The organism is Cupriavidus sp. 09_S30 (assembly GCF_056930435.1).
On record NZ_JBXOWI010000001.1, the window covers coordinates 1,020,426 to 1,046,191 of the forward strand.

Annotated in this window: 18 protein-coding genes and 1 other RNA gene; 13 read left to right on the plus strand and 6 right to left on the minus strand. The window is 69.4% G+C overall.

The window, feature by feature from the left end:
- Positions 1–40 precede the first annotated feature (40 nt).
- From AC1Z3O_RS04820 to trxA, 5 genes are all read right to left on the minus strand, one after another.
- Complete coding sequence (locus AC1Z3O_RS04820) at positions 41–1,825, minus strand: ArnT family glycosyltransferase (RefSeq protein WP_483513967.1); 1,785 nt, start codon at positions 1,823–1,825, stop codon at positions 41–43.
- A 146-nt stretch (positions 1,826–1,971) separates the two neighbouring features.
- Entirely contained in the window at positions 1,972–2,235 is a 264-nt protein-coding gene (locus tag AC1Z3O_RS04825; protein WP_483513969.1) for a type B 50S ribosomal protein L31, read from the minus strand.
- 215 nt (positions 2,236–2,450) lie between these two features.
- A complete protein-coding gene (locus AC1Z3O_RS04830) occupies positions 2,451–3,302 on the minus strand; it encodes a M90 family metallopeptidase (RefSeq protein WP_483513971.1) in 852 nt (283 codons plus the stop codon).
- Between the two features lie 135 nt (positions 3,303–3,437).
- Positions 3,438–4,700 carry a transcription termination factor Rho gene (rho, locus tag AC1Z3O_RS04835; RefSeq protein WP_483513972.1) on the minus strand — a complete coding sequence of 421 codons (1,263 nt, stop codon included), beginning with the start codon at positions 4,698–4,700 and terminating at the stop codon, positions 3,438–3,440.
- A gap of 178 nt (positions 4,701–4,878) precedes the next feature.
- On the minus strand, positions 4,879–5,205 hold the full coding sequence (gene trxA, locus AC1Z3O_RS04840; protein ID WP_071014023.1) for a thioredoxin TrxA: 327 nt from the start codon (positions 5,203–5,205) through the stop codon (positions 4,879–4,881).
- A gap of 574 nt (positions 5,206–5,779) precedes the next feature.
- Here trxA and AC1Z3O_RS04845 point away from each other — a divergent pair.
- The 3 genes from AC1Z3O_RS04845 (at position 5,780) to AC1Z3O_RS04855 (ending at position 12,715) form a co-directional block, all read left to right on the plus strand.
- Positions 5,780–6,049, plus strand: coding sequence for a hypothetical protein (locus tag AC1Z3O_RS04845; RefSeq protein ID WP_483513974.1), 270 nt, complete (start codon positions 5,780–5,782; stop codon positions 6,047–6,049).
- 115 nt (positions 6,050–6,164) lie between these two features.
- Complete coding sequence (locus tag AC1Z3O_RS04850; protein ID WP_483513976.1) at positions 6,165–9,074, plus strand: PD-(D/E)XK nuclease family protein; 2,910 nt, start codon at positions 6,165–6,167, stop codon at positions 9,072–9,074.
- Complete coding sequence (locus tag AC1Z3O_RS04855; RefSeq protein ID WP_483513977.1) at positions 9,071–12,715, plus strand: UvrD-helicase domain-containing protein; 3,645 nt, start codon at positions 9,071–9,073, stop codon at positions 12,713–12,715. Before AC1Z3O_RS04850 ends, AC1Z3O_RS04855 begins: the two co-directional genes overlap by 4 nt.
- Positions 12,716–13,014: 299 nt before the next feature.
- Here AC1Z3O_RS04855 and ffs read toward each other — a convergent pair.
- An RNA gene (gene ffs / locus AC1Z3O_RS04860) (signal recognition particle sRNA small type) lies at positions 13,015–13,113 on the minus strand.
- Between the two features lie 137 nt (positions 13,114–13,250).
- On the opposite strand from ffs, the gene AC1Z3O_RS04865 reads away from it, so the two are divergent.
- The 10 genes from AC1Z3O_RS04865 to AC1Z3O_RS04910 all read left to right on the plus strand — a co-directional run bounded on the left by AC1Z3O_RS04865 (position 13,251) and on the right by AC1Z3O_RS04910 (position 25,663).
- Entirely contained in the window at positions 13,251–15,740 is a 2,490-nt protein-coding gene (locus AC1Z3O_RS04865; protein WP_483513979.1) for an adenosylcobalamin-dependent ribonucleoside-diphosphate reductase, read from the plus strand.
- 175 nt (positions 15,741–15,915) lie between these two features.
- Positions 15,916–18,255, plus strand: coding sequence for a DNA polymerase III subunit gamma/tau (locus AC1Z3O_RS04870; RefSeq protein ID WP_483513980.1), 2,340 nt, complete (start codon positions 15,916–15,918; stop codon positions 18,253–18,255).
- A 75-nt stretch (positions 18,256–18,330) separates the two neighbouring features.
- Positions 18,331–18,663 (plus strand): YbaB/EbfC family nucleoid-associated protein, encoded by a 333-nt coding sequence (locus AC1Z3O_RS04875; RefSeq protein WP_071014008.1) that lies wholly within the window; start codon positions 18,331–18,333, stop codon positions 18,661–18,663.
- Between the two features lie 61 nt (positions 18,664–18,724).
- Positions 18,725–19,339, plus strand: coding sequence for a recombination mediator RecR (gene recR / locus AC1Z3O_RS04880; RefSeq protein ID WP_483513982.1), 615 nt, complete (start codon positions 18,725–18,727; stop codon positions 19,337–19,339).
- Positions 19,340–19,396: 57 nt separating this feature from the next.
- A complete protein-coding gene (locus AC1Z3O_RS04885) occupies positions 19,397–20,302 on the plus strand; it encodes a LysR family transcriptional regulator (protein WP_483513983.1) in 906 nt (301 codons plus the stop codon).
- A gap of 169 nt (positions 20,303–20,471) precedes the next feature.
- Positions 20,472–21,668, plus strand: a complete 1,197-nt coding sequence (locus tag AC1Z3O_RS04890; protein WP_483513984.1) for a CaiB/BaiF CoA transferase family protein — start codon at positions 20,472–20,474, stop codon at positions 21,666–21,668.
- Positions 21,665–22,636, plus strand: a complete 972-nt coding sequence (locus AC1Z3O_RS04895; protein ID WP_483513985.1) for a hydroxymethylglutaryl-CoA lyase — start codon at positions 21,665–21,667, stop codon at positions 22,634–22,636. The genes AC1Z3O_RS04890 and AC1Z3O_RS04895 overlap by 4 nt, the downstream gene beginning before the upstream one ends.
- Before the next feature lie 226 nt (positions 22,637–22,862).
- Positions 22,863–23,906, plus strand: coding sequence for an ABC transporter substrate-binding protein (locus AC1Z3O_RS04900; RefSeq protein ID WP_483513986.1), 1,044 nt, complete (start codon positions 22,863–22,865; stop codon positions 23,904–23,906).
- A 122-nt stretch (positions 23,907–24,028) separates the two neighbouring features.
- Positions 24,029–24,841: an ABC transporter ATP-binding protein gene (locus AC1Z3O_RS04905; RefSeq protein WP_483513987.1), complete on the plus strand. Its 813-nt coding sequence runs from the start codon at positions 24,029–24,031 to the stop codon at positions 24,839–24,841.
- A gap of 30 nt (positions 24,842–24,871) precedes the next feature.
- Positions 24,872–25,663: an ABC transporter permease gene (locus AC1Z3O_RS04910; protein ID WP_483513988.1), complete on the plus strand. Its 792-nt coding sequence runs from the start codon at positions 24,872–24,874 to the stop codon at positions 25,661–25,663.
- The last annotated feature ends 103 nt before the right edge of the window (positions 25,664–25,766 follow it).

Sequence of the window (25,766 nt, forward strand, 5' to 3'; positions counted from 1 at the left end):
AGGGGCTACCGCGCCGGCCGGCACGGCCGGCCCTGGCTGGCTAGCGAGGCAGGCGCCGGGTACCCGGCGGCAGTCCGGGCTTCGGCGCCAGCTGGCTGACATCCACCAGCCGATACATGCGGAAGCGCTCGTCCCGGTCAGCTGGTCGGCGGCCTTCCCAGACCAGGTGCCATTCGTAGTGCGAGATGCTGGTCGGCTCGCCGAAATCCGTCGGATCGTAGCGCAGCAGGATGTCACAGCCGTCGCTTGGGCCGCCGAAGCGGATGTGGCCGAAGAAGGCGAAGGAGGCCAACTGCGCGTCACCCATGCGGATCGGCTGCACGCAGCGATAGCTGCCCGGCAGCGCCAGCGCCGCGGCCTGCGCCACGTCGCGGTAGGTCTTGCCGTAGTTGATCGATGGCAGCCACAGTGTCATGGCCAGCACCCACATCAGCGTGGTGCCCGCGGCCGAGATCACGACCGGGCGCCAGATCTGCTTGGGCGCACGCGACAGGCGCCAGCGTACGATCAGGATCCAGGCGAGGGTGACCAGCAGCGCGCAGATCACCGCCGTGACGGTGAACTGGTGCTGGAAACCCGGCAGCATGCGGAACACGTTGGCGGCGATGCGCGGCGGCCAGCCCGTGGTCTTGGCCACCCACATGAACCAGACGAAGCCGCCGAAGATGGTGAAGAACAGCAGCGAGAACCAGTCGATGGCGTTGATCACCCCCCGCGTCAGGGTGGGCAGCGCGAAGGCGGCCAGCACTGCCATCGGCGGCAGCACGAGGATGAACTGGATGTCGCCAGGCGAGCGCAGTAGCGGGAGCAGCAGCAGAAGCGGCAGCAGCAGCGTCAGCGGTACGGCGACATGCGGCGCCCGGCGCATCCCGGACCATGCCAGCCAGGACCAGGCAGCGATCGGCCAGACCGGCCAGGTATAGAGAAAGAGGTTGCGGCCGAGGAAGCTCAGTGCCCGGACATTGGGCCAGCCGTAGGTATGGCGGTCGTAGCGCGCCCAGTCGCGGATGAAGGCGACGGCGTCCTCGGGATTGAGCGCCCCCAGATAGGTGGCGGCGAGCCATGCGGCAGCGATCGCCAGGGCAAGCGGCAGGCCGGTCTTCAGCAACTGGCGCAGCGGCAGCGGCTGGCAGGCCTGCCCACCGAGCACGGTGGCGCCCAGCAGCACCAGCGGCAGCACCGGCCCGCTGGCCAGCGTCAAGGCTCCGAGCCCCAGGCCGAACCACAGGCTGCCCTGGATTGGCTTGTCCAGGCTGCGTACCAGGCCGTAGAGACTCATCGCGATAAAGCTGACCTGCCCGACCTGGGGCGTGGTCTCGTGGCCGCGCATGGCCAGGCCGACGCAGGCCAGGAAGATCAGCAGCGCGCCGTCAGCCAGCGTGCGGCCGTAGTCGCGCGCATCGGGCTGGCCGCCAAAGGCGTAGGCGAAGGGCTGCACCTCGCTGCGTCGCCCCAGCAGGTAGGTGGCATACCAGGTAAAGGCGCAGGTCGCGAAATAGAACAGGGCCGTGGCCAGCCGTGACGCATCGGCCGCGCCGAGCCATCCGCCGAACAGGCGGATCATGGTGGCGCCGACCCAGAACACCAGCGGGCCGTCTTCGCTATAGGGCCGGCCCACGATATTGGGCATCAGCCAGTCTTGCACGCCCCCGTTGGCGAGCTGCCACATCACGCCGAAGCCGGCTGCATCCTCGTTCTTCCACGGGTCGCGGCCGAACAGGCCGGTCAGGCCGTAGATGACGCAGATCGCCAGCAGCAGCGCACGCGGCAGCGTGCCGGTGGCGGCCGCGGTCAGTTGGACGCGGGAAATCTTGGCTTGGCTCATCGAGGGTCAGGCGGGCGGCTGTCCCCGCCGGGGTGGGGGCCCAAAAGCAAAAAAGGCAGCCGACGCTGCCTTTCTGCTTGCTTTGCGCGGCTCCGGAACATTCGGCGGTCCGGCACGGCGCGGCGCCGCGGTTGCGGGCGAAGCGCTTACTTCGCTGCCTTGCCCAGCTTGCTGCCGAACTTCTGGCGGAACTTCTCGACGCGGCCGGCCGTGTCCATGATCTTCTGGGTGCCGGTGTAGAACGGGTGCGATTCCGACGACACTTCGATCTTGGCCAGCGGATATTCCTTGCCGTCCTTCCAGGTGATCTTGTCCTTGGTCTGGATGGTCGAGCGGGTCAGGAAGCTGAAGTCGTTCGACACGTCCAGGAAGACGACTTCGCGGTAATTGGGGTGAATGCCTTCTTTCATGATGCGTCCTTTCAGTGTGGGTAGCCAGTCCGTTCGTACTACTTCTGCCGCGCCCAAGGCCAGTGCAGGCCCTAGCCTACGCCTGGAGTCGCTTGCTTGCGGCGAACGAACCACTTGCCGATAATGGGCAAACCGTGATTATGGCAGAAAAAGAAGAGTTGGGGCAAGGCTTTATCATAGCCCTGCGTGGCGGCGCTTCCAAGCCTGCGGCGGCATCAGGATGACGCCGGATTCTGCCGGTAGAAGGCCGACAACTGGGCATAGACGCGCGGCCAGTGCCGCAGCAATCCCTCGGGATCGACGAAGAACGATTCCGACGCCACGGCAAAGAACTCGCTGGGTGCCTCGCAGCCGTAGGGGTCGATGACCCGCAGTGCCGGGGGCAGCCGTTCGGGCCGCTTCCAGGCGCGCTCGGGCTGGGCATCGCAGGCCTCGGCGAAGCGTTCGTACTCGTCCAGAAAGATCTCGGCCCAGGCCTCGGCGTCGATGCCGGGATGCAGCACGCGCGAGAACGGCGGCACGCCATCGGGCTCGCCGTCGAGCATGTCGAGCTTGTGCGCGAACTCGTGGACGACCACGTTATAGCTGTCCTCGAGTTCACCCTCGGCGGCGGCGCTGCCCGCGCCGGGCATGCTGACGTCCGGCCACGACAGGATCACCGGTCCGTGCTCCCAGGCTTCACCCGCAGCCTCCTCGACCACGCCGTGCACCAGGCCGATCTCATCCTCCACTGTCTTGCGGATGATGAACTCGCCCGGGTAGAGGACGATGCCGTGCCAGCCGCGGTACCACTCGATGCCGAGCCGCAGGATGGGCACGCAGGCCTGGGTGGCGACGCTGACCACCATCTCGTCCGTCAGCACCATGTCGTGCGCGGTCGAGAATTCCTTCTCGGCGATGAAGAGCGTGGCCAGGTCACGCAGCGCCGCCAGGTCCGACGCACCGTAGCGCCGCACGAAGGGCAGGGCGGCCACCGTCTGCGCCCACAGCGCGTCGGGAATGGCATAGTGCGCGAGCTTGCGCGCGCGGGAACGCGAGCGAAGGTAGCGGGTCAGGCGTCCGAACATGACGGGGTCATGGGAATGACGAAAGCGGGTTGACGAAGCGGGTCGACTAAGCGGGTCGACTAAGCGGGTCGACTAAGCGCGCCAAAAAAGAAAAGCGTGCCGAGGCACGCTTTTCGATGTGCGGCATGGCTAAGCTTAGCCGCCCCGGCGCATCATGTCGAAGAACTCGGCGTTGTTCTTGGTCGCCTTGAGCTTGTCGAGGATGAACTCCATCGCCTGCACTTCGTCCATGTCGGAGATGAACTTGCGCAGCACCCAGATCTTCTGCAGGATTTCCGGCTTGATCAGCAGCTCTTCGCGGCGCGTGCCCGACTTGTTGAGGTTGATCGACGGATAGACGCGCTTCTCCGCGAGGCGGCGCTCCAGGTGCACTTCCATATTGCCGGTGCCCTTGAACTCTTCGTAGATCACGTCGTCCATGCGGCTGCCGGTTTCGATCAGCGCGGTGGCGATGATGGTCAGCGAGCCGCCTTCTTCCAGATTACGCGCCGCGCCGAAGAAACGCTTCGGGCGCTGCAGCGCGTTGGCGTCCACGCCGCCGGTCAGCACCTTGCCGGAGGCCGGCACCACGGTGTTGTAGGCGCGTGCCAGGCGGGTGATCGAGTCCAGCAGGATCACCACGTCGCGCTTCAGTTCGACCAGGCGCTTGGCCTTCTCGATCACCATCTCGGCAACCTGCACGTGGCGGATCGCGGGTTCGTCGAAGGTCGACGCCACCACTTCGCCGCGCACCGAGCGCTGCATCTCGGTCACTTCCTCGGGACGCTCGTCGATCAGCAGCACGAACAGGTCGGTCTCGGGGTGGTTGTTTGCGATGGCGTGAGCGATGTGCTGGAGCATCACGGTCTTGCCGGACTTCGGCGAGGCCACCAGCAGCGCGCGCTGGCCGCGGCCGATCGGCGCGATCATGTCAACGATGCGGCCGGTGATGTTCTCTTCCGCCTTGATGTCGCGTTCGAGCGTGAGCGGCCGGTTCGGATGCAGCGGCGTCAGGTTCTCGAACATGATGCGGTTCTTCACCGCTTCGGGAGGCTGCCCGTTGACCTTGTCGACCTTCACCAGCGCGAAATAGCGCTCGCCATCCTTGGGCGTACGCACCTCGCCTTCGATGGAGTCACCCGTGTGCAGGTTGAAGCGGCGGATCTGCGAGGGGCTGATGTAGATATCGTCCGTGCTCGCGAGATAGGAGGTCTCGGGCGAGCGCAGGAAGCCGAAGCCGTCCGGCAGGACTTCCAGGGTGCCGTCTCCGTAGATGGTTTCGCCCATCTTGGCGCGCTTCTTCAGGATCGCAAACATCAGTTCCTGTTTGCGCATCCGCTGTGCGTTGTCGATCTCGAGGGTCGCAGCCATCTCGAGAAGGGCAGACACGTGAAGCGATTTGAGTTCTGTCAGGTGCATAGACGAGGGGTTACACGGGTGCCCGGACGGGCAGAACCAAGAAGGGGGGAAGAAATGAGCGAACGCTCGGGGAAGTTGTTGGCGCCATCTTAGCACAAACCAGCCGGCGCGCCAGACAGGCGCGCGCACGCTGGTCGATGGCCGCGGCCAGGGCGCTTGCGCGCCGGCCGCGCCGTGCTTAGAGGTTGCCGTCCAGGAAGGCGGTCAGCTGCGACTTGGACAGTGCGCCGACCTTCTGCGCAGCGACCGAGCCGTTCTTGAACAGGATCAGCGTGGGGATGCCGCGGATGCCGAACTTGGCCGGCACCTGCTGGTTCTCATCGACGTTGATCTTGGCAACCTGCAGCTTGTCGCCGTAGTCCTTGGCCACTTCGTCCAGGATGGGGGCGATCATCTTGCAGGGGCCGCACCATTCGGCCCAGAAGTCGAGCAGGACGGGCTTGTCGGACTTGAGGACGTCGGCATCGAAGGAGGCGTCGCTCACATACTTGATTTGTTCACTCATGGCGGAAAACCTCTGGTTTCGCTCTTGTTTATATATCGAAGGCTGGATGAGCCGAACCGCTACCTTACACGAGATTGCGCCGGCACGTCGTGTGGCGGACCACACTGGACGGGCCGGCAGGCGTCTCGCCAGGACTACGGCTGCGCGGATATCGCCGATATGTTACCAGTTGGCGGAATTTCAAGTCCCGCCTAGGCGATTTCGCCGGAACTGCCATTTGACCCTGGACCGGTCCCACTCATCCGCCGCTGCGTGCCAAGAGACAACGTCGCGCAGTGGATGCCGTCTTATTTTGCCCCTGATACGCAATACCGTGCCAAACATTATTGCTATCGGCGCGAAAGCTTTTCTCAATCGCGCCTTGGCACGCCAGTCCATGCCGCGCGCTTGGCCGCTTGCCCGGGCCGGACGCGGTGGCCTGCTCTGCACCCTGACGCAGGCCGGGCCGTTGCAAGCTGCTTGCGCGAGCGCATGCCGGACGGCGCCGGGCCAGGCGTAGAATGATGGGACAGGCACCATGCCGCAGGCGGTCGTGCCGTCCGAGCCGTTTTAAGCAACCCACAAGGCCATCACCATGAACACCGATTCCCGCAAGCCTTCCGAGCCCGAATCGCGCGAGACGCCCCCCGTCGAGCACATGAGCGACGCGCTGGACCATATCCACAGCGCGGTGGAGGCCGACAGCATCGCTGCCGGCGCGGCCAAGGGCCTGATCTACAGCATCATCGAGACGCTGGGCGCCTTGGTCGGTGATCCCGATCTTCCCGAACACGTGCGCAGCGGCTACCTGGGCCTGCTCGAAACCGCCCGCGAGATCCGCGCCCGCGTAGAGGGCGACCGCTGAGGCGCGCCAGCTCCACCCGCCTCGCTCTTTCCAGGCAGCCGCGCGGCTGCCTGTCCTGCCTGTCCTGCCTGTTTCCTGACCTGGCCGCTGTACCGCGGCGGCCAAGCCACCGCCGATGATTTCCTTGTATTTCCGTCCCGGCCCCGACTTTCTCCCGCAGGCCGGTGCCGCGGTCTGGCATTTCCTCGACCATTGCGAGCAGGCCGAGGCTGCCCACGTGCTGGTGCCCACGGCTGCGCAGATCCCTGGCGTGCGCGCGGCGCTGGATGCCGCGGCGCGCGCGTCGGGCGTACCGCGCCTGTTGCCCCGCGTGCTGACGCTTGGCCACTGGTTGCTCGATCTGCCGCCCGAGTCGCAGCCGGTGCGCAGCCCCGCCGCCAGGCTGCTCGCCGTGCAGCAGGCCGTGCGCGGACAGGACTGGCTGCGGCGCGCCTTCGGTGCGCAGACGGAAGGGGCGGCCTGGGGGCTGGCGCAGACCCTGCTCTCGATCTGCGACGAGCTGAGTGCGCGCTGGCTCGAAGACGATGCCGTGCGCGACGACGATGACGTGCTCGGCGAGGACCGCGCGCAGTTGCTGCAAGGCGCGCTGGAGCGGACCTATGCCCATCTGAGCGAGCGCTTCCTGGGCGAGGAGGCGCGCATCGTGCTCGCCTTCTGGCAGGCGCTGTCGGGGCCCGACGATCCCCTGCCGGCGCGGCGGCGGGCGCTGCATCGGCTGGCAGAGCATATGCCGGGGCCGGTGGTCTGGCTTGGCCCGACGCCGCCGCAGCCGATCGAGGCGGCCTTTCTGCGTGAGGCTGGCGAGCTGGTGCCGGTGATGGAGATCGGCTATGACTGGGCGGGATGCACCCCGGGCGCCGACGCCTCGGTGACGGCCGAGGCCGACTGGTACGAGACGCTGCTGGCGCTGTGGCCGGAGGCCGTGCTGGCGCCCCGCGCCGCAGATGGCGACGAGGCCTCCGCGCACAGCGCTTGGCAACAGCCGGTGCCGGGCGAATTGCCTGCGCTGCCGGCGCAGCGGCCGCGCCTGCGCGTGATCGGCAGCGCGCGCTTCGAGGACGAAGCGGCAGCGGCGGCGGAGCAGTTGGTGGCCTGGCTCAATGCGGGCCGGCGGCAGGTGGCGCTGGTCGCGCATGACCGCGTGGTGGCGCGCCGCACGCGCGCGCTGCTGGCGCGCGCCGGCGCCCCCGTGCGCGATGAAACCGGCTGGAAGCTATCCACCACCCGCGCCGCCGCCGCGCTGATGCGCTGGTTCGACCTGCTGGCGCGCGAGGGGGATACCACGGCGCTGCTGGATCTGCTCAAGAGCCCGTTCTGCCTGCCCGCTTTCGCCGGGCGCGGCGCCGCCATCGCGGTGCTGGAGCGCCGCATCCGGCGCGATGCCATCAGCGCCGGCTGGCACCGGCTCACGCAACTGTTCGCCGCTGCCGTGCACCATGATCCCGCCACCGGCGACGATCTCGCCGAGGGTGAACTGGCCGCGCGCGAGGGCGCGCGCGCGCTGGTCGCCGCCCTCGCAGACGAGGCCGCGACCTGGCCGCGCGGCCGCGCGCAGCGGCCGGTCTCGCACTGGCTGGAGCGGCTCGATGCCATGCTGGATGCGCTTGGCATGCGGGCTGCGCTGGCCGACGACGATGCCGGCCGGCAATTGCTCGATGCGCTCGCACGGCTGCAGGAGCTGCCGCAGGACGAGGCCGGCGCACAGGCCTCGCTGGACCTGGGCGAGTTCCGTGCGATGCTGTCGGCGCTGCTGGAAACGGTGGCCTACAAGGAACCGTCCGCCAGCGGCGCGGCCCGTATCACCATCCTGCCGCTCAACGGCGCGCGCATGCGCCGTTTCGAAGGCGTGGTCATCGTCGGCTGCGACGACTCCCAACTGCCGTCCAGCGCCGCGGAACTCATGTTCTTTTCCAACCAGATGCGGCGCGAACTGGGGCTCGAAGATCGCGAGGCGCGCTTTGCCCAGCAGGCGCGGGACCTGGCCGAGGTGCTGCTCAACAATGACGAGGTCGTGATGACATGGCAGCGCCTGGGCGGGCGCGGCGAACCCAAGCATGTATCCGGCTGGATCGAGCGGCTCTCGGCCTGCTGCAAGCGGGCCGGTGCGCCGATCGAGGCAAGCGCCGCGCCACCCGTGCACGAGACGCGCGCCGAGCCGGGCGGCATGCCGGCTCCTGCCGCGCCGGCCCTGGTGCCACCGCGCTGGAGCGCGCAGGCCTACAACATGCTGCGCCGCTGTCCCTACCAGTTCTTCGCCGGCCGCATGCTCGGCCTGGCCGGGCTCGACACGGTCAGCGACGAGCTGGAGAAGCGTGACATCGGCGAACTGCTGCACCGCGTGCTGCTGCGCTACCACGCCGAATTGCTGGCGGGCGAAGGCCACCCGCGCGAGTCCGGCCAGCGCCTGGCCTTGCTGCGCCAGTTCACCGACGATGTATTCGGGCCGCTGATGGCCGAGGACGGCAACGCGATCGGCTATTACCGGCGCTGGTGCGAGGTCCTGCCTTCGTATGTGGAATGGCAGGCCGGGCGCGAGGCGCAGGGCTGGCACTGGCGCGCGGGGGAACTCGACGCCGGCATCGACCTGGCCATGCCGGACGGCCAGCCGCTGCGGCTGACCGGACGCATCGACCGGCTGGACCAGAATCGCGACGGCGGCCACGCCGTGCTCGACTACAAGACGCAAAGCGCCGCGCGCTTGCGCAAGAAGGTGGGAGACGTGGAGGAGGATTGCCAGTTGCCGTTCTATGGTCTGCTGCGCGCCGATGCCGGCGCGGGCAGCTGGGTTTCGCTGGAGGGGGTGCAGGACGGCGCTGCCGGCGCCCAGCGTGAAGTCACGCTGCCGGAATTCGACGCCGCGGTCGCCTGGCTGGAACGCCAGTTGCGCGGCGACGTGATGCGTCTGCGCGAGGGCGCGCCGCTGCCGGCGATCGGTGACGCGGCCGCCTGTACCTGGTGCGAGGCGCGCGGCCTCTGCCGCAAGGGCTTCTGGGAATCGACTGCCCTGCCGGAGGCGATCCGATGAGCGTGCATGCCTATCTGCGCGACGGCCGTGCCGTCGGCGAAGCGGAATTCACCTGCGCCGCCTGCGATCCGGCCCGCTCGGTGGTGGTCGAGGCCTGTGCCGGCAGCGGCAAGACCTGGCTGCTGGTGGCCCGCCTGCTGCGCCTGTTGCTGGCCGGCGCCGCGCCGCACGAGATCCTGGCCATCACCTTCACGCGCAAGGCGGCCGAGGAAATGCGCGACCGCCTGCTGGAGATGCTCGCGCAGCTGGCCCAAGGCAGCGACGCCGAGGTGCTGGCCGCGCTGGAACAGCGCGGACTGGGTGCCGCCGAAGCGCGCGCCGCACTGCCGCGCGCGCGCACCCTGCATGCGCGCGTGCTGGCAGCGCCGGGCCGCATGGCGATCGACACCTTTCACGGCTGGTTCGGCACCTTGTTGCGCGGCGCGCCGCTGTCCTCGGGCATCGTGCCGGGTGCCTCGCTGCGTGAGGACGCACTGCGCCTCAAGCGCGAGGCCTGGGCGCCGTTCTGGCGGGCACTGGGCACGCCGCAGTTCGCGGAATTGCGCCAGGCCTACGAGGCGCTGGTCGATACCATCGGCGAGTTCCAGGCGCGCGCCTTGATCGACGCCATGTTCCACGCGCGCAGCGAGTGGTGGGCGCTGCAGGAGGCCGGACAGCCGGATGCCGCGCTCGCGCAGCAGCTCGGCGATGACGCGCGCGTGGACGTGGTGGCGCAGGCGCTGGCCGGCGATGACTGGCTGGCCGAATGCCAGGCGCTGGCGACGCGGCTGGGCGGCGGCGGCAAGACCGAGCAGAACCATGCCGGCCGCATCGAGGAGGCGCTCAGCGCGATCCGCGCCTGGCGCGGGGACGGCGCGGCTGCCGGCGAGCCTGCCGCGCAGGCGTTCGCGCGGCTGCGCTCCGCCTTCTTCACCACCACCGGCGCGCCGCGCTCGCTGCGCCGTACCAGCGGGCTGGCCAAGGCCGCCGGCGGCGAGGCCATGGTCGACACGCTTCTGGCCGGGCATGCCGCATTGTGCGAGCAGCTCGACGAACTGGCCGCGCGCCGCTGCGAAGCTGCCGTGCTGGCGGTGAACCTGGCACTTTACAAGCTGGGCGACGCACTGCTGGCGCGCTACCAGCAGCAGAAGCACGAGCAGCGCGCGATGGACTTCGCCGACCTCGAATGGCTGGCCGCGCGCCTGATGGCGGACGAGGAAACCGCCACCTATCTGCAGGTGCGCCTGGACGCGCGCTACCGCCACCTGCTGCTCGACGAATTCCAGGACACCAACCCGCTGCAATGGCGGATCCTGCAAGGCTGGCTGGCCGGCTACGCGGGCACCGGGCAGCGGCCGACGATCTTCCTCGTCGGCGACCCCAAGCAATCCATCTATCGCTTCCGCCGCGCGGACGCGCGGCTGTTCGATACCGCGCGCCAGATGCTGCAGGCCGATTTCGCTGCCACCGTGCTGCGCACCAACCGCACGCGGCGCAACCGGCCCGAAGTGCTGGACTGGGTCAATGCCGTGTTCGACGCGGCGCGCGAGCAGGGCCGCTACCCGCTCTATGAGACGCAGACCACGGCACTGGGCGGGCCGGGCGGGCCGGTCTGGCTGCTGCCGCTGGTCGAGCCGGAGCGGACGGACGGCCTGGCCGACGGGCCGGATGCGGGTGAGGGGGGCGACGGCGGTGTCGAGGACGGCGGGGCCTCCACCGCGGCAGCGAAGGCGGACGCCGGCGAGGACGCAGGCGCCGCGCATCGCGATACGCTGCGCGAGCCACGCACGGCCGGCGGCGACTCGCTGCGGCTGGAGGAGGGGCGGCGTGTCGCCGCCTGGCTGCACCAACTGCGCGACTCGGTGCCGGTGCAGGACGGCGATGCGCCGCGTCCCGCGCGCTGGAGCGACATCTATCTGCTGGTGCGGCGCAAGACCCATCTGCCCGACTACGAACGCGCCATGCGCGAAGCCGGCATCCCCTGCCTGAGTCCGCGCCGCGGCGGCCTGCTGGCCACGCTCGAGGCCCTGGACCTGTCGGCGCTGCTGGCCTTCCTGATGACGCCGGAATCGGACCTGGATCTCGCGCACGTGCTCAAGAGCCCGCTGGTCGGCGCCAGTGACGACGACCTGATGGCGCTGGCGCAGCAGCCGGGCGAGGGCGGCTGGTGGGCCCGGCTGCAAGCGGGCGGCGTGCCCGAGTGCGCTTCCACCCCGCTGCACGATGGCGTGGCACGGCTGCGCGGCTGGCTGGAGATTGCGCCGCACCGCCCCGTGCACGACCTGATCGACCATCTCTATCACAGCGGCGAGGTGCGGCGACGCTATGCCGAGGCGGCACCCGCCAGCATCCGCGAGCAGGTGCTGGCCAACCTCGATGCCTTCCTCAAGCTGTCGCTCGATCTCGATGGCGGCCGCTATCCCAGCCTGCCCAAGTTCATCGAGGAACTGCAGGAGATCCGACGCGGCGACGAGGGGGAGAGCCCGGACGAAGGCGGCATGAGCGACGACCCCGAGCAGGACGCGGCCGATGCCGCCGAGGGGCAGGGGCTGGACGCGGTGCACATCCTGACGGTGCATGCCGCCAAGGGGCTGGAAGCGCCGTTCGTGGTGCTGCTCGATGCCAACCATAGTGAGCCTGCCGCCGAACGCGGCGGCATCCTGATCGACTGGCCGCCCGATTCGCCGGTGCCGCGCCATTTCTCCGCTTATGGCAAGCGCAGCGAGCGCGGCCGCGCGCGCGCACCGCTGTTCGAGACCGAAGCGGTCCTGGCCGAGCGCGAGAACTGGAACCTGCTCTATGTGGCCATGACACGCGCGCAGCAGGGGCTGCTGGTGAGCGGCGTCAAGGGACGCGCCGCGCGCGCCGCCGAGGAGGTCGGCGATGCCGAGATCGCGGGCAGCTGGTATGTGCGCCTGCAGTCCGCGGGCGTGGCGCAGTCCGTGGCGGACTACCCGCCCCGGGCGCTCGCCACGGCTGCCGACGGGCAGCGAGAGGCCGGCGCCCTGGTGCGCTATACCGATTTCCGCACGCGCTACCGTGGCGCAGATCAGCTCGCGGCCAGCGCGCAAGCAGAGGACGGCGCCGGCGAGGCGGAAGATGGCCAGGAATCCGAGGCGATCGTGTTCGATGCCGCCGCCGCCCGGCACGGCGAGCTGCTGCACGCCTTGCTGGAGCGGATGACCCGCTACCCGCAAGCATTCGGCGCGGTGCCCGACGTGGATACGGTGCTGCGCTGGTTCCCGCTGGCCGGCGTCGGCAGCGCGCAGGCGCGCGAGCTTTGGCGCCAGCAGGCGCAGTCGGCCGTCGATGCCGCGCGTGCGATGCTGGCCTCGCCGGCGCTGGCGCCCCTGCTGTTCGATGGCGACGCGCTGAGCGCGCGCAACGAGGTGGAACTGTACGACTCTCGTGGCAGGCTGCTGCGCATCGATCGCCTGGTGGAGTATCCCGACCGGGTGGTCGTCGTGGACTACAAGCTGCGCTTGCTGCCGCAAGAGCATGCCCACTACGCGGCGCAGCTTGCGCGCTATGTGGCAGCGATCCGCCCGATGTTTCCTGGCAGGCAGGTGGAGGCCGGGCTGGCGACGGCGGAGGGCGAGTGGATTCCGCTCGAGCGGCTGCAGACGGTTGCGCGGCAACCGGCCCAGGGCACGCTGTTCTAGTCTGGTCCAGGCCCGGGCCTGGCGAGGCTATTGCGCATCCGGGCGGTCAGGCCATACCCCCTGCGGCCATGCTGGCTCAGGGGGAACGGTTGCAGGCCGCGCGCGTGCGAGCGAAGATCTATGCACGCACTCCGGCGAGTCATGGTGATGCAGGTTGTGCGATGCCGCCGCGTCGGGCCGCTTCAGATATTGCGTTGAGTCAATCTGCCGGCTGCTGGAAATCCTGCTTGTACCGTAGGATAGAGAGAGCCGCAGCAACGGGCGGGTGATGGGGGATTGGGGAGAAATAAGGGGGGGAGGGGGACGAGCCTGACCCTCGGCACTGGCAGAAAACGGCTGTGGCTGCTTCGTTCCCGACCTGACCAGGTTGACCGCGCCGCCATGCGAGGAGGCCCGTCCGACGGGTATTGTAACCCAGAGCGGGCAGCTTGCGCCGGAATCGCGTGAAATTCTTGCGGCAGGTATTGGAATCGAGGCGAATCGATGCGCTGCGGCCGGCGCGGTGATGGACGGATGACAACTTAGCGAGCGAGCGATGAACGCCAACGAACAGATGTTGCGCGCGGCCCTGGCGCCGCAGGAAATCTCGGTCGAGGTGCTGCTGGAAAAGTACGCCAAGGGCGAGGAGCGCAGCGTCGAGCAGGTGCGCCGCCGCGTGGCGCGCGCGCTGGCAGAGGCCGAGGCGCCTGCACAGCGTGAGTCCTGGGCCGAGCGTTTCCTGTGGGCGCAGGAGAATGGCTTCGTGCCCGCGGGGCGCATCAATTCGGCGGCCGGCACCGGCCTCCAGGCGACCTTGATCAACTGCTTCGTCCAGCCCGTGGGCGATTCGGTGTCCGAAGCGGTCAAGGGCGTGGACGGCGTCAAGCCCGGCATCTATACCGCGGTCGCGCAGGCCGCGGAGACGATGCGGCGCGGTGGCGGCGTCGGCTACGATTTCTCCGCGATCCGGCCCGCCGGTGCGCTGGTGCGCGGCACGCATTCGCGCGCTTCGGGCCCGGTCTCCTTCATGAGGGTGTTCGACGCCTCCTGCGCGACGGTGGAGTCGGCCGGGGCGCGACGCGGCGCGCAGATGGGCGTGCTGCGCTGCGACCATCCCGATATCGAGACCTTCATCCACGCCAAGGACAGTGGCGAGCTGAGCAACTTCAATATCTCGATCGGTGTCAGCGATGACTTCATGCGCGCGGTCGAGGCGGACGGCGAGGTGGAGCTGATCCACGAAGCCGAGCCCGGCGCAGAGCAGATCGCCGCCGGCGCCTATCGTCGCGACGACGGCCAGTGGGTCTATCGCCGCGTGCCGGCGCGCGCTCTGTGGGACCAGGTCATGCATGCCACCTACGACCATGCGGAACCCGGGATCCTGTTCCTGTCGCAGATCAACGCGGACAACAACCTCTATTACTGCGAACGCATCGAGGCGACCAATCCCTGCGCGGAGCAGCCGCTGCCCGCCTACGGCTGCTGCGACCTGGGCTCGGTCAACCTGACCGGCTTCGTGCGCAACCCCTTTGCCGCGGACAGCGAGTTCGATTTCGCGCGCTTTACAGAGGTGGTGCGCGTGGCGGTGCGCATGCTGGACAACGTGCTGGATGTCACCTATTGGCCCTTGCCCGAACAGCAGGCCGAGGCGCGCGCCAAGCGCCGCGTGGGGCTGGGCTTCCTCGGCCTGGGCAGCGCGCTGGTGATGCTGGGCCTGCGCTACGACACCGAGCCCGCGCGCGCGCTGGCTGCGCGTATCGCCGAGGTGCTGCGCGATGAGGCCTACCTGGCGTCGGTCGCGCTGGCCGCGGAAAAGGGCGCCTTCCCCTTGTTCGATGCCGAGGCCTACTTGCAGAGCGGCTTCGTGCAGCGCCTGCCCGAGACGGTGCGCGCGGCCATCCGCGCCGGCGGCATCCGCAACTCGCACCTGCTGTCGATCGCGCCGACCGGCACCATCACGCTGGCGTTTGCCGACAACGCTTCGAATGGCATCGAACCGGCCTTCTCCTGGACCTACAACCGGCGCAAACGGATGCCGGACGATACCTACAAAGTGTTCGAGGTGGCCGACCATGCCTGGCGGCTGTATCGCCACATGGGCGGCGACATGGCGCAATTGCCGGACAGTTTCGTAACGGCGCTGCAGATGTCTGCCATGGATCACATGCGAATGCTGGAAGCCGTGCAGCCTTATATCGACACCAGCATCAGCAAGACGGTCAACGTGCCGGAGGACTACCCCTACGAAGCCTTCCGCGGCCTGTACCTGGAAGCCTGGAAGGCCGGTCTCAAGGGCCTGGCCACCTACCGGCCCAACAGCGTGCTGGGCGCGGTGCTGTCGGTCGGGCCGGCGCCCGCCGCGGCCGCGCCTGCGGGGAGCGACGACGACCCGCTGCGCAGGCCGTTCGCCAGCCGGCCGGTCGGCGACCTGGACGGTGTGACCTCCAAGGTGGAGTACATGACCTATGAAGGGCGCAAGACCATCTACCTGACCGTCAACTTCATGCGCGTGACGGGCACGGCGGACGGGAAGCCCGTCACTATCGAGCGTCCGGTCGAGTTCTTCATGCCGGCCGGCCAGCGCAGCGAGGGCCAGCAGTGGATCACCTCCACCATGCGCCTGTTGTCGATGGTGGCGCGCTCCGGCGGCTCGGTGGCCAAGGCGCTTGCCGATATGCGCAATGTTGTCTGGGACAAGGGCACGGTGCGCTATGGGGTGCTGGTCCGCCAGGATGGCAGCGAGGTGCCGCGCTTCCATGATTCCGAGGTGGCGGCGATCGGCTATGCTCTGCAGCGCATCCTGGTCAAGCGGGGCTTCCTCGACGAGGAAGGCCGCCAGGTGCCGGTGGCTCAACTGGCCGAGCGGCTGGCGTTGCCGGCCGTGGCGGCGGCAGCGGACCACGCGGCGCCGGCGCGCCCCGGCGTGCCGCTGGCGCCAGGTGTCGGCTCGGGCAAGCCCTGTCCGGATTGCGGGGCGCATGCGCTGCACAAGATCGATGGATGCGCCAAGTGCGTCAATTGCGGATACGTCGGGGAGTGCGGCTAGCCCGCATGGAGGGTGCGGCCAACGTGGCTTGCCGCGCTGGCATTGGCTGCCCCGCGGCATCCGGGGGCGGTCGCCGCGGGTACATGCACGGTGTGGCGCCTTCCCTTGACTGCGCGCGTGTCAAGGGCCGTGACGGGCACCGGGATCGGGGCTGCCTTTTGCTACAATCGCCGCCATGAGTTATCAAGTTCTAGCGCGCAAATGGCGCCCCCGGGATTTCTCCACGCTGGTCGGCCAGGAGCACGTGGTGCGTGCGCTCACGCATGCGCTGGAACAGCAGCGGCTGCACCACGCCTACCTGTTCACGGGCACGCGCGGGGTCGGCAAGACCACGCTGTCGCGCATCCTGGCCAAGGCGCTCAACTGCACCGGCCCGGACGGCAACGGCGACGTCACCGCGGCGCCCTGCGGCCAGTGCAAGGCCTGCACCGAGATCGACGGCGGCCGCTTCGTCGACTACATCGAGATGGATGCCGCCTCCAACCGCGGCGTCGACGAGATGGCGCAGCTGCTGGACAAGGCGGTCTATGCGCCGGCGGTCGGGCGCTTCAAGGTCTACATGATCGACGAAGTGCACATGCTCACCAACCACGCCTTCAACGCCATGCTGAAGACGCTGGAGGAGCCGCCCGGCCACGTCAAGTTCATCCTGGCGACCACCGACCCGCAGAAGATCCCCGTCACGGTGCTGTCGCGCTGCCTGCAGTTCAACCTCAAGCAGATGCCCCCCGGCCACATCGTCGGCCACCTGGACCACATCCTGCGCGAGGAGGGCATTAGCCATGACGGCAGCGCGCTGCGCCTGCTGGCGCAGGCGGCCCACGGCTCGATGCGCGATGCGCTGTCGCTGACCGACCAGGCCATCGCCTACAGTGCCGGCCAGATCAGCGAGGAGGCCGTGCGCGGCATGCTGGGCGCGATCGACCAGGGCTATCTGGTGCAGCTGCTCGACTCTCTGGCCGCCGAGGACGGCGCCACCCTGCTGGGGATTGCCGACACCATGGCCGACCGCAGCCTGTCCTTCGCCGGCGCGCTGCAGGACCTGGGTTCGTTGCTGCACAAGATCGCGCTGGCGCAGGCCGTGCCCGGCGCGGTTCAGGACGAATGGCCGGAAGCGGCCGATGTGCGCCGCCTGGCCGCCGCCTTCGATGCACAGGAAGTGCAGCTGTTCTACCAGATCGCCAATCTCGGCCGCAGCGAGCTGGCGCTGGCGCCTGACGAATACGCCGGCTTCACCATGACGCTGCTGCGCATGCTGGCCTTCCGTCCGTCGGCATCGCCCGCGCCCACGCCCGTGCAGGGCGGCGGGATGCCGGCCCAGCGCCCGCGCGCGGCGTCCGGCGCGGGCATGGCGGCAGCTCAGGCAGCCCCGGCTGCCCAGGCAGCGCAACCGGTGGCGCGCGCCGCTCAAGCCCAAACGACGCCGGTGCGCGAGCCACAGGCCGGTGCGCCGGCCGCGGCGCCCGCCACGGTGGCGCAGGCGCCCGAGGCCCCGGCCACGCCGGCCGCGGGGAATGCCGCTCCGGCTGCGGTAACGGGCGGCGGCGCGATGTCGCCCGCGCGTGCGGCCTTGGCTGCGGCACGTCAGGCGGCAGCGGGCCGGGGTGGCGCACGCCAGCCGGCATCCGCATTGCAGGCGCCCGGCATGGCCGCGGCAACGGCCGCCGCCGCCGTGCCGGCGGCCCGTCCCGCCCCGCAGCCTTTGCGCCCGCCCGCGGCCGCGCGTGCGGCGCCGGCTGCGGCGCAGCCACCTGCTTCCCCTGCCGCCCAGGCACCGGCGGCGCCAGCGCCGCAGGGCAAGGCCGCCGCGGCCGCGCGGGAGCCGGATTTCGTGCCGCCCTGGGAAGCATCGGGCGGCAGCGACGTGCCGCCTTGGGAGGATCTGCCGCCGGACCTGCCTTGGATCGGCCCCTATGGCAGCGATCCCGAACCGGCCGCGCCGCGCGCTCGGCCAGAGCGGGCGGTGGCGGAGCAGCCAGCCGGCCGCCCGGACCAACGGGCCGCCGACCAACGGGCCACCGACCGGCCGGCGGACAAAGCTGCCGAAAAACCAGCTGATAAGCCGGCCGATAAGCCCGCGGCCAAGCCAGCGGACAGGCCGCCCGTCACCTTCAGCGAGGAAGGCGGCGTGCCGCCCGTGTTCAGCGGTGACTGGCCCGGCCTGGCGGCCAGCCTGTCGCTGAAGGGCCTGGCCCAGCAGCTTGCCTACCAGAGCGAACTGGCGCGCGTGGTCGCCAATACCATCTATCTGCGGGCGCCGGTGGCCGCCATTACCGAGGCCGGCGTGGTCGAACGCCTGCAGCAGGCGCTGACCGAGCATTTCGGCCAGCCCGTGCGTGTGCAGTGCGAGGTCGGCGCCGTCATCGAGACGGCCGCCGCCGCCGACGCCGAGGCACGCGAGCAGCGCCAGCGCGAAGCGGAGGCCGCCATCGAAGGCGATCCCTTTGTGCAGGGCCTGCTGAACGAGTTCGGCGGCCACATCGTGCAGGGTTCGATCCAGCCGCGCGCCGCCTGACACAGGATTCCAGGGGAGCGGCGCAGGCCGGCTCCCATCACCGTCTCAACCAATCGTATTCAGGAGTATTCCATCATGATGAAGGGTCAATTGGCCGGGCTGATGAAGCAGGCCCAGCAGATGCAGGAAAACATGAAGAAGATGCAGGAGCAGCTCGCCCAGATCGAGGTCGAGGGCCAGTCCGGCGCCGGTCTCGTCAAGGTGACCATGACCTGCAAGAACGACGTCAAGCGCGTCTCCATCGACCCCAGCCTGCTGGCCGACGGCGAGGACAAGGAGCTGCTGGAAGACCTGGTTGCCGCCGCCTTCAATGACGCCGTGCGCAAGGCCGAGGCCACCAGCCAGGAGAAGATGGGGTCGATGACCTCCGGCCTGCCGCTGCCCCCGGGCTTCAAGCTGCCGTTCTGAGCGGCAGCGCGCACGTGATGAGGAGTTCGGCAATGGGGTCCGGCCAAGCGGGGTGGCGCCGATGAAGGGCGCGCCCCCGACCTCGCTGCAGGCGCTGATCGAGGCGCTGCGGGTGCTGCCCGGCGTGGGGCCGAAGTCGGCCCAGCGCATGGCCTATCACCTGCTGCAGCATGACCGCGAAGGCGCGCGCCGGCTGGGCGACGCGCTGCGCGGCGCAGCCGACGGCATCCATCACTGCGCGCGCTGCAATACCTTCACCGAGCAGGAGGTCTGCGAGACCTGCCTGGATGAGCGGCGCGACGCCTCGCTGCTGTGCGTGGTGGAGACGCCCGCCGACCAGGTCATGATCGAGCAGACGCTGACCTATCGCGGCCAGTACTTCGTGCTGATGGGCCGGCTTTCGCCGCTGGACGGCATCGGCCCGCGCGAGATCCACCTCGACCGGCTGCTGGCGCGCGCCACCGATCCCGCCCTGGGCGGGCCGGTGTCCGAGGTGATCGTCGCCACCAATTTCACCAGCGAGGGCGAGGCCACCGCGCACTACGTGGGCGAGATGCTCAAGGCCCGCGGCCTGAAGGTGACGCGCCTGGCGCGCGGCGTGCCGGTGGGCGGCGAACTCGAGTACGTGGACGCGGGAACCATCGCACGCGCGGTGATGGACCGCCGTTCGCTCTAGGGCGCAGGACGTGTCCATCCGCCATCCAGCGCCAGGGCCGGCAGCGGGCGCGCCAGCATGAATCTCGCGCGGTTCGATCTCGTCACCCTCGGCCTGTTCGTGGCCGTGGCCCGGCAGGGCAGCATCTCGGCCGGCGCGCGCCAGTCCCACCTGGCCGTGGCGGCTGCCAGCAAGCGCATTTCCGATCTCGAGGCCGCCGTCGGCGCGCCGCTGTTCTTCCGTCATGCTTCCGGCGTGCAGCTGACCGAGGCGGGCCAGGCCTGCTTCCACCATGCCCTGACCATCCTGCAGGACGTCGAGCGCATGGCGGGGGTCATGTCCGACTACGCCAGCGGCGTGCGCGGCCAGGTGCGCGTGTGCGCCAATACCTCTGCCATCACCCAGTTCCTGCCGGACGACCTGGCCGCCTTTATGCGGATGCATCCGACCATCCGCATCGAACTGGAAGAACAGAACAGCAGCGACATCGTTGCCGCACTGGTGGAGAACCGCGCCGACGTCGGCATCTTCGCCGACCGCACGCCCTGCGCGGGCCTGGTCACGGTGGAGTACCGCCAGGACGAACTGGTGATGGTGACGCCGCCGGGCCATCCGCTGTCGACGCGCGGGCCGGTGCGCTACGCGGACACGCTCGAATACGACTTCGTCAGCCTGCCGCAGGTGACCTCCTTGGCCGCGCGGCTGCTGGAAGAGAGCAGCCGGCTCGACCGTCCGTTCCGCCTGCGCATCCAGGTTCGCAGCTTCGACGCCATGTGCCGCATGGTGATGGCCGGCCTCGGCGTGGGCGTGCTGCCGCGCATCGCCGCCGAGCCGCACGTCAAGTCGATGGGTTTGTCCCTGGTCTCGCTGCAGGATGCCTGGGCGCGCCGCTCGCTGCTGATCGGCATGCGGGATCCGGCCGGGCTGACGGTATCCGCGCGGCTGCTGATCACCCATCTCTGTGGGGACCGCGCGCCGTTCTGAGCGCCGCGCCGCCCGGGTCCGGGCACGCCCGCCGCGGGCCTTTCGCATTCCGAGAAAGCCCGCTTCACCGAATGCCGATTCCTCCGCGCAGGGCGCTGGGGCACACTGCGTCGCATTGGCCGGGCGCCCGCACGGGGCGCCGCCGCTCCACCAATCGCAGGAACCTCCCATGACGAAACAGATCCTCGAAGGCATCCGGGTGCTGGAACTCGGGCAATTGATCGCCGGCCCGTTCGCGGCCAAGACGCTGGCGGACTTCGGCGCGCAGATCATCAAGATCGAGCCGCCGGGCCAGGGCGACCCGCTGCGCAAATGGCGGATGCTCTACCAGGACACCTCGGTCTGGTGGGAGGCGCAGTCGCGCAACAAGCAGTCGGTCTGCATCGACCTGCGCCAGCCGGAAGGGCAGGACCTGGTGCGCAAGCTGGCGGCGGAGGCCGATGTGCTGATCGAGAATTTCCGCCCGGGCACCATGGAGAAGTGGGGCCTGGGCCCCGAGGCGCTGCATGCGCTCAACCCGCGGCTGATCATGCTGCGCGTCTCGGGCTACGGCCAGAGCGGGCCGAAGAAGGATGAGCCCGGCTTTGCCGCCGTGGCCGAGGCGATGGCCGGCCTGCGCTACCTGACCGGCGAGCCGGGCAGGGCGCCGGTGCGCGCCGGCCTGTCGCTGGGCGACACCATCGCCGGCCTGCACGGCGCGCTCGGCGTGCTGCTGGCGCTCTATGAGCGCGATGCGCGCGGCGGCCAGGGCCAGGTGATCGACGTGGCGCTGTACGAATCGCTGTTCAATCTCAGCGAAAGCCTGCTGCCCGAGTACTCGGCCTTCGGCGCGGTGCGCGAGCCGGCCGGCGGCGCGCTGCCGGGCATCGCGCCCTCCAATGCCTACCCCTGCGCCAGCGGCGAGTACGTGCTGGTGGCGGCCAACGGCGACGCCATCTTCAAGCGGCTGATGCACGGCATCGGCCGCCCGGACCTGGCCGAGGACCCGGCGCTGGCGCGCAACGACGGGAGGGTCAAGCGCGTCGAGGAAATCGACGCGGCCATCACCGCCTGGACTTGCACGCAGACTGTAGAGGACGCGCTGGCGGTGCTGCGCCAGGCCGAGGTGCCGTCGGGGCGCATCTACACCGTCAAGGACATCGCGGAAGACCCGCACTACCGCGCGCGCGGCGTGATCGAGCGCGTCACCGCCGCCAGCGGGCTCTCGGTGGAAGTGCCGGGCATCATGCCCAAGCTGTCGGGCAGCCCCGGCGCCATCCGCGAGCGCGCCCCCGTGCTGGGCGAGCATACCGATGCCGTGCTGGCGCAGGCGGGCTTCGACGCCGCCACCATTGCCGACCTGCGCGCGCGCGGCGTGATCGCATGAGTGCCGCCGCAAGCCTCGTGCGCGGTCCGGCGAGGATCGAGATCAACGAGGTGGCGCCGCGCGACGGCCTGCAGATCGAGCCCGTGGTGGTACCGACCGATGCCAAGGTCGGCTTCGTCGATGCCTTGTCCGCTTGCGGCTTCGCCCGCATCGAGGCCACGTCCTTCACCTCGGCCCGCGCCATTCCCGCGCTGGCCGACGCCGAGGCGGTGATGCACCGCATGCGCCGCACACCCGGTGTGCGCTACACCGCGCTGGTGCCGAACCTGCGCGGGCTGGAGCGCGCGCTGTCGTGCGCGCCCGACGAACTGAACCTGGTGATGTCGGCCAGCGAGACCCACAACCGCGCCAATCTGCGCATGACCCGCGAACAGTCGCTGGCGCAGCTGCTGGCCATGATCACCGAGGCGGGCAGGGCGGGCGTGCCGGCCAATGTGTCGCTGTCGACGGCGTTCGGCTGCCCCTTCGAGGGCGAGGTCGCGGCCGGCGAGGTGATGGCGCTGGCGCAGCGGCTGGCCGATGCGGGCGCGCAGGGCATCACCTTGTGCGATACCACCGGCATGGCCTATCCCGACCAGGTCGCGTCTTTGTGCGCGGCCTTCCAGCGGCAGTTGCCTGGCACCGGCCTGACCATCCACCTGCACAACACGCGCGGCATGGGCCTGGCCAATGCGCTGGCGGCCTGGCAGGCCGGCGTGGCGCGCTTCGACGCCGCCGCCGGTGGGCTGGGCGGCTGCCCCTACGCGCCGGGCGCGAGCGGCAACGTCAGCAGCGAGGAGCTGGTGCATATGTTCGCCGCGATGGGCGTGCAAACCGGCGTGGATCTCGGCCTCCTGCTGGAGGCCGTCGCCGGGCTGCCGGCGCTGGTCGGACGCGATCCCGGCAGCCAGCTGCTGCGTGCCGGCCCGCGCCTGCGCACGCACCGGCCGCCGGCCTGGTTGGCCGCGCATTTCGCCGTGGCGGGCTGAGGCCGCACGCGGCGGCAAGCCGGCAAGCCTTTCGAAAGGCTTGCCGCGTATCCTTCGCAGCGCCCGGCCGCGCCAACGTGCCGCGCCGGGCGCCGGCGCTGGATGGCGGCGGCGTCGCGTCGATGCGAGGTAGGTGAATATCCCGATGCGGTCTTTCATGCACTCGCGTAGCATCGCCACCTGCCGCACAGCGGCGCTTCCGCGTAAAAACAGGTAGGAGAAGACGATGTATAAGAAAAATTCACGCAGGCGGGTCCTGCTGGCGCTGTCGATGGCCGTGGCCGGCCTTTGCGCCGGGGGCGGCGCCATGGCGCAGGCCAAGCCGGAGAAGAGCAAGGTCACCATCGCCGTGGGCGGCAAGAACCTCTTCTACTACCTGCCGCTGACCATCGCCGAGCGCCAGGGCTATTTCAAGGACGAAGGCCTGGACGTGCAGATCGTCGACTTCGCCGGGGGTGCCAAGGCGCTGCAGGCGGTGGTGGGCGGCAGCGCCGACGTCGTCTCGGGCGCCTATGAGCACACGCTCGCGCTGCAGGCCAAGGGCCAGCAGTACCAGGAGTTCGTGCTGCAGGGCCGCGCCCCGCAGATCGTGCTGGTGGTGTCGAACAAGACCATGCCCAACTACAAGTCGATCGCCGACCTGAAGGGCAAGAAGATCGGCGTGACGGCGCCGGGCTCGTCCACCAACATCATGGCCAACTTCGTGCTGGCCAAGGCCGGCCTGAAGCCGTCCGACGTGTCCTTTATCGGCGTGGGCGCCAGCGCCGGCGCGGTGGCCGCGATGCGTTCTGGCCAGATCGACGCGATGGCCAACCTCGACCCCGTGATCTCCATGCTGACGCAGAAGGACGAGGTCAAGATCGCCTCGGACACGCGCACCCTGAAGGACACGGTTGCCGTGTTCGGCGGCAATATGCCGGCGGGCTGCCTCTACGCCTCCACCGCCTTCATCCAGCAGAACCCGAACACCACGCAGGCGCTGACCAATGCCATGGTGCGCGCGCTCAAGTGGCTGCAGAAGGCCGGCCCGTCCGACATCGTCAAGACCGTGCCGGAGAGCTATCTGCTGGGTGACCGTGCGCTCTACCTGGCGGCCTGGGAGAAGGTGCGCGAAGCGATCTCGCCGGACGGCATGATGCCGGCCGACGGTCCGCGCACGGCGCTCAACACCCTGCAGCAGTTCGACGCCGAGATCCGTGGCAAGAGCATCAAGCTGGACAGCACCTACACCAACGCCTTCGTGCAGAAGGCCAACGCCAAGTACAAGTAAAACAAGTCAAGCGGGCGCGGACGCGCCTCCGGCCCGTCGCACTCTCGGCGGGCCGCGCCTCCGGCCGGCCCGTGCCGGCAAGCCCTCCGCCGCCGAGCCGCGGCGGACCCCGACGGTAATCCATGAGCACTCCCGCACTTTCCCTCGACAACGTCACCTGTACCTTCGTTTCGCGCGAAGACCGCAGCCAGCGCTATACCGCGGTCAAGGATGTCACCCTGTCCGTGCAGCCGGGCGAATTCGTCTCCGTGGTCGGCCCCACCGGCTGCGGCAAATCCACGCTGCTCAATCTGGGCGCCGGCCTGCTGCAGCCCTCCAGCGGCGAGGTCCGCGTGTTCGGCGAGCCGCTGTCCGGCATCAATCGCCGCGCCGGCTACATGTTCCAGGCCGAGGCCCTGATGCCCTGGCGCAGCGCGCTCGACAACGTCGTGGCCGGGCTGGAATTCCGTGGCATGGCGCGCGCGCAGGCCATCGAACTGGGCGAGGATTGGCTGCGCCGCGTCGGCCTGGGCGGCTTTGGCGACCGCTATCCGCACCAGCTCTCCGGCGGCATGCGCAAGCGCGTCAGCCTGGCCCAGACCCTGGTGCTGGACCCGGACATCATCCTGATGGACGAACCGTTCTCCGCGCTCGACATCCAGACCCGCCAGCTGATGGAGAACGAGGTGCTCGCGCTGTGGGCCGCCAAGCGCAAGGCGGTGCTGTTCATCACCCACGACCTGGATGAGGCGATCGCCATGAGCGATCGCGTGGTGGTGCTGTCGGCCGGCCCCGGCACGCATCCGATCGGCGAATTCGCCATCGACCTGCCGCGTCCGCGCGACGTGGCAGAGATCCGCAACCATCCGCGCTTTGTCGAGCTGCATGCCGCCATCTGGGACGTGCTGCGCGAGGAGGTGCTCAAGGGCTACGCGCAGCAGCGCAATGCGGCCTGAGGCCGAAGCAATAACGGAACAAGAAAATCCATGGCTTTCCGCAAAGATTCACAAGGCATGCTGCGCGTCTGGCAGCTGCTGCTCCTGCTGGTGATCCTCGGCATCTGGCATGTGGCCACGCGCTCGCAGCAGGTCGCCTTCTTCTTCGGCGAACCGCTGGTGGTAGCCCAGCGCATCTGGAACTGGTTCGTGGTCGAACGCGACATCTACCAGCACCTGGGCGTGACGCTGGCGGAGACCGTGCTGGCCTTCGCCATCGGCACGGCCAGCGGTCTCGGCGTGGGCCTGTGGCTGGCGCTGAGCCCCTTCGCCTCGGCCGTGCTCGATCCCTACATCAAGGCCGCGAATTCGATGCCGCGCGTGATCCTGGCGCCCATCTTCGGCGTCTGGCTCGGCCTGGGCATCTGGTCCAAGGTGGCGCTGGCGGTGACGCTGGTGTTCTTCATCGTCTTCTTCAACGTCTACCAGGGCGTCAAGGAAGTCAGCCCGGTGGTGCTGGCCAACGCGCGCATGCTCGGCGCCAACCGCCAGCAGTTGCTGCGCCACGTCTACCTGCCGAGCGCCACGAGCTGGGTCTTCTCCTCGCTGCATACCTCGGTGGGCCTGGCCTTCGTCGGCGCGGTGGTGGGGGAGTACCTGGGCTCGGCCAGCGGCGTCGGCTACCTGATCCTGCAGGCCGAAGGCACCTTCGACATCAATACCGTGTTCGCCGGCATTGTCGTGCTGACTGCCTTCGCACTGCTGCTCGACTGGATGGTCGGCATCGGTGAGAAGCGCCTGATGCGCTGGCAGCCGCGCAGCGGCGAAACCGAAAAGCTGTAAGGCCGCGCGGGCGGCGCCGGGATCCGGTGCCGCCGGCCGCCCCGCGGTCTGCCGCGGGGCAGGAGACTTCATTGGCCCCGCCGGGGCGGGGCCGCCGCGCAGC